Annotated in this window: 5 protein-coding genes; 3 read left to right on the top strand and 2 right to left on the bottom strand. The window is 56.1% G+C overall.

Annotated elements, in window-relative coordinates:
- Positions 1-159: 159 nt before the first annotated feature.
- Positions 160-420: a MoaD/ThiS family protein gene (locus tag VI895_09520; GenBank protein HLG20035.1), complete on the bottom strand. Its 261-nt coding sequence runs from the start codon at positions 418-420 to the stop codon at positions 160-162.
- A 147-nt stretch (positions 421-567) separates the two neighbouring features.
- On the opposite strand from VI895_09520, the gene VI895_09515 reads away from it, so the two are divergent.
- Positions 568-951 (top strand): hypothetical protein, encoded by a 384-nt coding sequence (locus tag VI895_09515; protein ID HLG20034.1) that lies wholly within the window; start codon positions 568-570, stop codon positions 949-951.
- On the opposite strand, the gene VI895_09510 is transcribed toward VI895_09515, so the two are convergent.
- Positions 908-7,426 (bottom strand): C25 family cysteine peptidase, encoded by a 6,519-nt coding sequence (locus VI895_09510; GenBank protein ID HLG20033.1) that lies wholly within the window; start codon positions 7,424-7,426, stop codon positions 908-910. The two genes, VI895_09515 and VI895_09510, sit on opposite strands and share 44 nt — an antisense overlap.
- Positions 7,427-7,983: 557 nt before the next feature.
- Between VI895_09510 and VI895_09505 the strand changes: the two genes are divergently transcribed.
- Both VI895_09505 and VI895_09500 read left to right on the top strand, forming a co-directional pair.
- A complete protein-coding gene (locus VI895_09505; protein HLG20032.1) occupies positions 7,984-9,210 on the top strand; it encodes a hypothetical protein in 1,227 nt (408 codons plus the stop codon).
- Between the two features lie 158 nt (positions 9,211-9,368).
- Positions 9,369-9,716 carry a hypothetical protein gene (locus VI895_09500; GenBank protein HLG20031.1) on the top strand — a complete coding sequence of 116 codons (348 nt, stop codon included), beginning with the start codon at positions 9,369-9,371 and terminating at the stop codon, positions 9,714-9,716.
- Positions 9,717-9,968 lie beyond the last annotated feature (252 nt).

The raw sequence follows: 9,968 nt of genomic DNA, 5'->3' as shown, positions 1-9,968 counted from the left end.
CGGAACAAATGGTAGGAGATTCCCCGGGGGATCGTATGCAATACGGCTTCGGTTCCGTCGACGGATCCGTCGTCGATCACGATCAGCTCGCGGTCGACCCCCGGGGGGAGCGGCGCGTTGGCCGCGGCCTCGACCACGCGCCGGATGGTATGGCGTTCGTTATAGACCGGGATGAGAATCGAGAGCTTCTTCGCGGCGGGCATCTTTGCTTCGATTGTACCGGACATCTTCGTCGTCGAGATAAACGTTAACGAAACGCCGGAGCTCTCCCTTGTCGTTCATCAAGTGCTTCGTGAGCTCGGGATATCTCTCCGCCAGGCCCAGGAGGACCTCGTCGATATTTTTCCCACCCACTTCGACCGAATCGCGATCTTGCGTATAGACGCGAAGTGGCGTGGGGATCAGGACCTTAATCGCCATATTGATCCTTCTTTTCTACAAAGAAGCCGCCGGGGAGGTCAAGGCCTCCGGAGCCGCCGCACCGGTGGTCACAAGCCCCGCGGATTCGCCGAGGTTGCGGAGTTCAAAGGGACATGTATGCTTCGTGTCATTGGCAGGGGGTTTATCATGAGAATCATTTTTTCGGTTTTGGCGGCGTTTGCCATATGCAGCGCGCCAGTTCCAAGTGCGCGAGCATTCGATCCCGGCGACGGAGTGGTCCAAGTGGGCACAACACCCCGGGAATTTGCGGAAATCCTCCAAAGTAGCCGGTGCGACATCGCCCTCCACCCGGAAGTCTTGCGCCTCAAAACGGCCGAATGGCGGTTGGCGAAGATCGAGCGGGAGGTAAGACCAGCGAGCGGGCCGTCGCTCAAACCGGGTGAACAAGAACCTCCGCGCGTAATCGAGAACGTTCACCTCACCTATGAGAATCCCAACGAAGTCGAGATGTCTCACGATCAAAAATTTATCCACATTCAGTGCATTTATCGGATTCCTGGAACGCACTAATTCTTTCTTTCCCTTTTGGGCGTGCTCGTTGAAGAAAAGCTAGTCGCTTTCGGCGCCGGAGGAGGAGTGCCGCGGTGAATGCGAAGAGGAGATCCACGGGTGTGGCTTGGGTGCTTTTACACCCGACGGTGGGTGTGGCTTCCTCGGCCGAAGTGGGGGAAGTTCCCAGCGCAGCGCTGGTGGGCCCCTCTCCGGTCGTGGAGAGATCGACGGTGGAGGGGTTGGAAGAAATAGCAGGAGAGATTCCCGGGAGTCGTAAGTCCGGGTCGCCGAAGAGATGCATGGTGGAGAGGAGCTGCGGGGTGTGGTCCACGCCGACGAGTTGTTCTGCGTCTTTGGCCATCGCCCAGCCCAAGGAAGCGGGATTTTCATTCGTGGCGATTCGATAGAAGTTTTCACCGAAGAGCTTTAAGGGTCCGACTTCGTTTAAGCCGGAGCTCGAAAGATACGCCACGGCTCCTCCCTCCGGTTTTAGAAGCATCGCCTCGGAAAGGGCGGTGGCTCTGGGATCGATAAAGTAGCCGTTTAAGCAGTTGAGCGCCGTGATCGTGGTTAATTGGTTCGCATTGGTGAGAGCGGGGAGATCGTCGATCGTCAGCGCCTGATTCCTTCCCCAGAACGCGTAAGCGCCATGGCCGAAGAAGTTCATGAAAAGCGTTCCCTCGTTCAAATACGCCTCAATGTGTTCCTTGACCTCCGGACCGGAGAGCTCGACCCTCCCTTCAAACGGAGCGGGGAGCGATTGGGCAAGATCCCGACTGAACGTTTCAAAGACCTGCTCCCAGGCTTGTGTCGGCTGATCCGAAACAAACGTGATTTTTTTGAGCCACTCTTGATCGGGGCTCGTGGATTCGTACGAGAGGATCTTGTCGACCAACGTCTGAGCGTCGAGGAGGGTGCGAGCCGGCACTCTCCCCACTCGAATCCGGCCATCGATCTCTTCGCTTCCGTAAGCGAGCAGAGGATCGGAGGCGGTCTCGGAGTATTGTAAGAACTCCAGGTGGGTGGGAACGTAATCGGCAAATCCTTGATTTAGGTAGTTGTGCGGATCGAACGAAGCATCTCCCCAGAGGAGAAGAGAGAAATCGTTCCCGAATCTCTGCTTCCAGTCTTGAACAAAAGCGGTGATCGCGTCATCGGAAGGCGAGCCATCCCCATACTCGTCGTAGACATCTTCCACATCGACGACGGTGACCGACCGCCCTTGATTCCTCCGATACGCGGCGAGGCGATTCGCGGCGGGGAGGAAATCTTTGTACGCAATATAAAGCGTCTCGGTGGGAGAGAACTCTCGGAGACGGGAGCGGAGGTTGTTCCACAGATGCGAGACCGAGGCGGGGGCCAAGGAAAGCGTATAGCGATGGCCCAGGAGCGCTCGGAAGGAAAGATTCCCGTTCTCATCGACGGAGAAATTGGAGAGCCGTTGGGCGGGATCGGCGGAATCCCAGAGTGCGATGGAGCTCGAAGGAGGGAGTCCCCAGAGATAGGCCGTCCCGGTTTCATTCACCCAGACGTTTACCTCTCCCGATCCGTCCCAGGAAGGGAGACGCTCGTAGTCGACTTCGACCCAGTTGAGATACGTCCGGGCTAAGAGAGGACTCACATCTCCGACCTCTTCAACGTAGAACGTATTGGTCCCCTCTAGAAGCGAGGAGGGAGGAACGGAGAGCTCTCTCGTAATGGATTGAAATCCGTCGGCCGTGAATTCATCGAGGAGAGTGTCGTTTACATAGGCTCGGAGGTGATGATCGGGGCTTTTTTGTAAATCATCGCTCGCGGTCTGGACGGTGTAACGAAGAAGCGCGTCGCTTCCCGAGGAAGAAATGGACGAAAGCGAGACGGCGACACTCGGATGAATCGCCGTGACCGGCCGGGTCGCGGTCGCGGGAATCCAGTAAATCGCCTGCCAGAAAAAGCGGTCCGAAGAAGGAGTTCCGCGAAAAGCGGGAGCATAGAGACGATTGACTTCGGCGTGAGAGCGGGTCCAGAGCGCCGCCTCAGCATCGGAAACCTTCGGCGAGCCATCCACGTGACCGGTGGGAGGAACGTCTTGGGGTCGAATCGAGAGCCAATAGACACTCTCCGGAGCGTGGCGACGCTCATCGTACGAACCGTAGAACTCCAGGATTCCGTCCTCTCCGATCGGGCCGCTTTCTGCGCCGATCCAATGAATCGGAACCAAAACTCCGGCGCGATAGAGCCGGATCTCTTCCCGCCGTATCCACATCGGATTCCAGCCGACGGAAGAAAGCTCGGAGGCTGGAACGCTATAAATCCCGCTCTTGGCAATCGAGAGCTTTACGCTGAAGGAATCTTGGGCGAGCGAATCCTGAACGGGAGAAAGAGAGCCCGAAAGATCCGATTTGAGCGAAGCTCCCAGCGTCAAATAAACGCGAAGATGCCGGGCTTGAACGAGCGTCGGCGAGGTATAGCGAATCGGCGTCAGATTGAACGTCACGTGGCCGCTCTCTCCCACGCATCGAGGGGCGCCGACGTGGAGGTACTGGGACGGATAAGGGCCCGAAGAGCCCCCCGGTTGACTCCAGAGCGAGGGAACATCGGACGTCGAAACAATATTCCCCTCGGCGTCTTGGAGTTCCGCCGCCTCTCCGATGGCCAAGGAAATGGGAGAATAGGTCTCTTCTTCCAGCGTTTGGATGGACGACGACGCGATCTCTCGACAAGGAATGCCGAGGATTACGCCTCGATAGGGAACGATCGGTCGGTTGGGAAGCTCCAATTGACCAAATCCAGAAATTGAAAAGCGTGAATCGACATACGTTCCTTCCGGAATCCAAAGCTCGATCGTGGCTTGGTTCCCGGACAAACTGACCACCGAGGCATGAAGCAAGCCGTCGGTGGGAGGAGAAGAAGGTCGGGACGAGAGAGGAGCCGAGAGTCTCGTCGTCGGAAAGACGATGGCGGCGTACGTACTTTGTTCGGCCGAAGAGAGCTCCCGAGGCGGCCCTAAAGACGCCATCGGCCGAGCCGACACGGGGCCATGCAGCGTTCCGCCGGTAAAGAGGTCGATGTCTTCCAAATAGTAGAAGTACGTTTGGTCGTTTTCGACATCCGTGTCCCGATAGAGATACTTTCCGCCGATGTCCGTGGTGTTGAGGCCTTGAATCGGTCTGGGCGTGAGCAATGTCCACGACCCTTCCCCCTCGGCGGCACGATACAAATTGAACCCCACATTGTCGATCTCGCTCCCGGTCTGCCAATTTACCCACACTTCCGCGTCGTACCCCCGCGCGTCGAACGACGCGAGCGTGACGGCGAGGGGATTGCTTCCGTTGGTCGTGAGCTGATGGAGATTGCCTCCGATCAAAAAGGTTTCGCTTACGGATGTTAAGGCCATAATCGATGTTCCGAGTCCGAAGGAAAGGTCCGATGTCCGATCCTGGAATGTTTCAAAGTCGACCGTCGTCTTAAACTGCCCGCTGATTCCAGGGCTTCCTTCGGTTCCGATCGCCCAAACCCCTTGGCTGAATGAAATCTCGGTCACATCGAAATTACTTAAATCCGCCGCCGAAGTTCGATCCGTGAAGTTCACAAAATCGGTCGTGGTTTTCAATCCTCCTACATCCGCACCCAACGCCCAGACGGCGGTCGATCCATCGTAGTGGACGGTCACGCTGATTGTGTCGAGACGCCACGTGGGCGCGCTCCCACTGTTCAGTACAGAAGTGACGCGGACCTTAAATGCGGAACCGAGGTCGGCCGTCGCATCCCAGCTGGTCTCCCCCCACATTTCCCCGGCGCTCCCCACCGTGTAGTTTGCATCCGTCGTCGCCAATGTTGACGTATTTCGACTCTGCGCGCTCCATGCGCCGGTCGAGTTGTGCCAGAGTTCCACCTTGAATTGCGGTACGGGAGAAACGCCCCCTGAGTAACTGGCTTCCAGTTGAACGGAAATGCCGCGAATTGTTTGCAACTGAGGAAGCCCAAAGCTACTAAATGTAGTGTATTCCTGCGTTGCGCCCGCTGTGGTCGTTGTGGCGTACGTATTGTCGATCCCGTCCCACGCGTTATTCGGCGTGGAGAAAGTTCCTGTTCCGGAAGCCGTCGGGAGCGTCGAGGCGGACTGGGTTCGGGCCGTGCCTTGTCGCATTGAAAAGATTTGTGATAGGCCTGCCGCGGATGTTCGATTGGTAAAATTTACGAAGTCGGTCGTCGTTTTTAGGGACACTAACGGCGAGGATGCATACCCGTCGAGGCCAAATGCCCAAACCGAGCCATCCGTGTCCGATGAGAGTACAAGCCCGCCGTTCATATTGATATTGGAGGATCGATCCGTGAAATTGACGAAATTGGTTGTGGTTTTAAGACCGCTTCCTCCCACCGACCAAATAGGGGTCGAGCCGTCGTAGTAAACCGTGACGGTGATGTTATCAAGTTGCCAAGTGGGGGCCGTCCCGCTGTCGAGGACGGAAGTCAATCGAACGTAGAACGCACTCCCGAGATCATTGGTCGCGGACCAGTTTCGGTCCCAAAGATCGGTGGCCCCGCCCAGCACCGACGTCGAATTTCCCTTGCTTAAGAGAGACGATGTTCTTGCCGCCGATAACCCGGCGCTTGAATTGTGAAACAACTGTGCCTGAAAACGAGCGTTTTTCTGCTGGTAGTACACCGCGACCGAGACCGCATCGATCTGACCGGTGGGACCCGAGCCGGTATTGATTTTGACGCCGGTCAATTTCACACAGAGGTTCCCGTTATTGAAGTCGGAGGGGGCCCATCCGCTCGCCGATCGTCCCCAGAGATCCGTTGTGCTCCCACTGCTGGGGAGTGATTTTGTAACGTCCGGTGGACCTACGGGATTTGTCCAGGCTGTCGTTTGGTACGCGACGGTCGTAAATGCTCCCGAGCACCCGGTACTTGATAGGTCTCCGCTCAGACCGATATCCGCTCCCCCGGATAATTTGTTCCCTTCGGCGCTCACCACGATGCCGGTAATCTCGGAATCGCTGGGAATGGAAAATCCAAATGTTTTAAAATACGCAACATCGCCGGGCGTAACAGTGGCGTAGGAACCGTTGCTCGTGTAGGCGCTCCCTGTAGCGGCCCAATTGCTTAAGGTGGTGTCATGAGCCGTCGGATTTGTCGGTCCCACCGAGGTTGTTGGGTTTCCTCCCGTGAAACTCCCTGTCAAGGCGACTTCGATTCCTCGCACTGTCTCGGACGAGAGGCCGAAGCTGAAGGTCTTGTAGTCGTGCGTGATACCGCCGCTCGTGGTTGTGGCGTACAAGCCGTTTGCGCCGTCCCGGCCTTGCGAGCCGCCGGCGAAACTCCCCGTATCGGCGCCGGATGTCTTGGTTCCCGTATTCGTTACCGCCGACGCGGCGATCGAGTCCACGTAATTGGGAATTCCTGGGAAATTAAGATTCGAAGTCCGATCGGTGAAATTGGTAAAATCCGTGGTTGTTCTCAATTGGGATAGGTTGGAACCGGTGACCCAGCCTCCAAACGCCCACGTTCCGGAATTCTGTTTGATCGATGTGACTCGAGTCGCTCCCCCCACGTTTAGGGCGGATGTTCGATCGCTGAAGGTCGCAAGGTCGGTTGTTATGTGGAGCTCGCCGCCGTTACCTCCCACGGCCCATGTGGTCCCGTTCGTCTCGGCGGAGTACATCGTCCCCCCAAACGAAGTGCGAATTTGCTGCGTGAAGTTTACGAAATTCGTGGTGGTCTTAAGAATTCCATCCGTTGCGCCGATCGCCCAGGTCGTTCCACCCACTTCAATGGCATACAACGATGTCGACGAGCCGAGGTTCACTGCCGATGTCCGATCGGTATAGTTCGTAAAATTTATGCTGGTTTTGAGCTTGTTTTGGCCGCCGAATGCCCATGTCGTGCCGTCCGTTGCAATGGCACTGACCGGAGTCGGTGATCCGATGTTGAGGGACGATGTTCGGTCCGTATAATTGGCCAGGTTGGCCGTGGTTTTGAGTTTGCCGTTCTCCCCGCCGATCGCCCACGTTGTCCCGTTAAACTCAATCGACTGAATAGCCACGCCTCCCATGCTGATCGTCGCGGTCAGGTCCGAAAAAGTAACGAAATCCGTGGTGGTTTTGAATTTGCCGGCCGACCCGCCAAATGCCCACGTGGTGCCGTCTGTTCCGATGGCGCCCACAGTGGAAGTGAAATTCAGATCGGACGTCCGATCTGTAAAATTCTCGAAATTCGTCGTGGTTTTGAGTTTGCCGATCTCCGCGCCTATCGCCCAAATGGATCCACCTCGCTTAAGTGAATATATTAGGTAGGGTCCGATATCGAGCGCGCTGGTTCGGTCGGTGAAATTCACGAAATCGGTTGTGGTTTTCAGTTTCGGAGAAAGGGAATTGGTGCTCAACCCGAAAGCCCATATCGTTCCATCGGTCGCAAAGGAATTGATGTCTTGTCCTCCGGTAGCGATGTTTTTCGATCGATTGGAGAAATTCGCCATGTCAGTCGTTGTGACCAACGCGCCGCTCACTCCTCCGAAGACCCAGAGACCGCTTCCGCTGGAATACTGAATGTCTTTAATTCTGGAGTTCCCAGAAGACCACGGCTCGGTTTTAGTTGTGACGTCGGTGAATTGGGCGGAGGATATTGATGGAAAGATAGTCAGCGCGCATGCGAATGCACACAACGAGGGTAAACACTGCTTCAACCAACGGGTACTCATCTCGTTTTTGAAAACGGAGCCCTTACGTCGTCGCACCCGGGCCCATTTCCATACTACTATTATAGGGAAACGCCGCGCGGAATCCCACGGAGTGATTCCTTCGGTTTTACGGCGTCCGATGGATCTTAAAGTGTAACCTTAAGTTTACGAAATTGGGGGACATAAACCCTTTACCCGGTTTCGCATGGCGTTTCCGCCACCGCCAAGACCCGACCTCCATGTAGGTTCGTAATTCCGACGGGAACCTCCGTATCACCAACCTTCAGACCGACCCGTAAAGCAATCCGAAGCGGAAAGACATTGAAACGATGTTGAATTTCATGAACAATGCTGTCCGAACACCTGTGGAGAAAAGGAGAACTCAAATGAATACGCGACAATTCATCTCTTATGGTCTCATCCTGGGCCTGGGCCTTTCAGGGGCCGGCTGCAGCAGCGGAGACGGCGCCGGCAGCGTCGCCGAAAGCGTAGACCAAATGAGTACGACGACATTCGATTTCGTCGAGAAGGAACAGGCGTTCCAGAACTTTGATCCGTCGGCCGCTTCCGGAGATGAGCTTTTCACACAGCTCAACGAATACCTGGCGGCTTCTCAACAATTTAAGGACGGGTACGAACAGTATGTCCAAAATCGAGAGAATTATCTCTCGGACGCCGGGATTGAATCGAGTTCCCGGCCGCTGATCCGGGCTCAGGGCACGGCGGATCCGCAGCTTGCGATCCAGATCGGCCAGCTCATCGAACAGGGGAACGCGCGAGGGAAGACGTGCAAGGAACTTCTGGATGCGGGGAAAGAGGACGAAGCGAACGACTGCATGAATCAAGCGAAAAAGGAGCTTACGGCGGCGGCTTTCCGTACGGGCGTTTCGGCCACGGTGGGCGGCGGCGCGGCCGTCGTCACCGGATTGGCCATCGCGGCGGCGCCGATTTCGATCGGCGTCGTCGCCGCGACCGGAGTCACGATCGGTGTCGGCGTTGTGGTCGGGCTGGTCTGGGACTGGTGCACGGCGCCGAGTTCGAATCGCCTTCGGGCGGCATCGGGCGAGCTTCAGACCTGTAACTTCTCGTCGCGCGAGGCCGCGCTGGCGGGAAGCTCGACAAACGCGATCGCCTCGACGTCCCTGCCTCAGGGAACCGGGAAAGTGACGATCAACATCCCCGGCTGTGCGCCCATTGTGAAAACCATCACCGTCGGGGAAACCGGCGCGCACATCAGCGTCAAATGTATCGCCGCGGGCGCGGAGGGCGCCGAGGTCAAGGACGCTATCGACGAAACCAGTACGACCGATGCGCCGGAAACGCCGGAGGGCGCCACGTGCGGGAATATTTCGGGCGTGTTCGCCAACCCAAGTCCGACGGATCCCGCCCCGGGTCAGGGCGTCACCGTGACCGCGACGATTTTCCCGGCCCTCTCCGGATGTGGTGTGTCGTATAGCGTGTCCGGAACGGATGGCTATTCCGATAGCGGTTCGCCGACGACGGATACGAACGGTTCCATCTCCTTCTTTATTCCCGGAGGGGCCGAGTCCGTTGTCGACACGGTAATCGTCAGTTCAGGGACCGCATCGACTACGATTACATATACATTTTAGCGGGGTCGTTACACCCTTAAATGTAATGAGGTTCAAGACGCGGACTACACCCTGCAAGGTTTCATAAAGAATTTTGAACGCCGACAGAGGATTCGTTAAGAACTTTTTTGATGGCAATGGAAGACGCGATGTAACTTTCCGTTCCGATCGCCCGCTTGGTGTTGGTAAAGCCAGCATTTTTAACAGGAAAGGAAATTCGGCTTCTCAGGCACTGCCTGAGCGAGAGCATGAGCATCTTTGGTGATCATTTCGGTGTCAGCGCGGCAGCAGTGAAAAAATGGGAGGACATCGGAAATAATCCGATTGGCTCCGCAACCAATGATTTTTCGATTCGGAACTTTGTTGCAAAGAGACTATCAGTTCAATTTCAGATGAACGTCGATATCGCAATTCACAAAAGCGTTCTCGAGGCCGGCGAATATTGGAAGCCGGAACGAATGGAAATTCCATTCGAGGCAATGGCAAAATATGCACGCGAAATGAATGATGAACGGAGGGTGTCTTGAGCTTACAAAATGTAAGTACGTTTCTTTTCACTGTCTGGCTCACTCGGGCTGCACCTAGCCACGGCTGACGCGCTCGCGCGTGTTTTCTATCGAGATTTATTGTCGGATCCAGGCTAGTGTCCTGAGTCAGTGAATTCGCGATAGTTCTTTTCATGTATGAGCCTGGAGAGTGCCGGAGGCGTAGCGGGCGATTTTCTCCAGGATCTGATCGGCGGTCTTGGTCCAAACAAAGGGTTGAGGCGCTTTGTTGGA

Source organism: Bdellovibrionota bacterium, from assembly GCA_035292885.1.
Classification (GTDB): domain Bacteria; phylum Bdellovibrionota_G; class JALEGL01; order JALEGL01; family DATDPG01; genus DATDPG01.
Note: the sequence above shows the minus strand (reverse complement) of the source record. Positions and strands in the feature narration are given on the sequence as shown.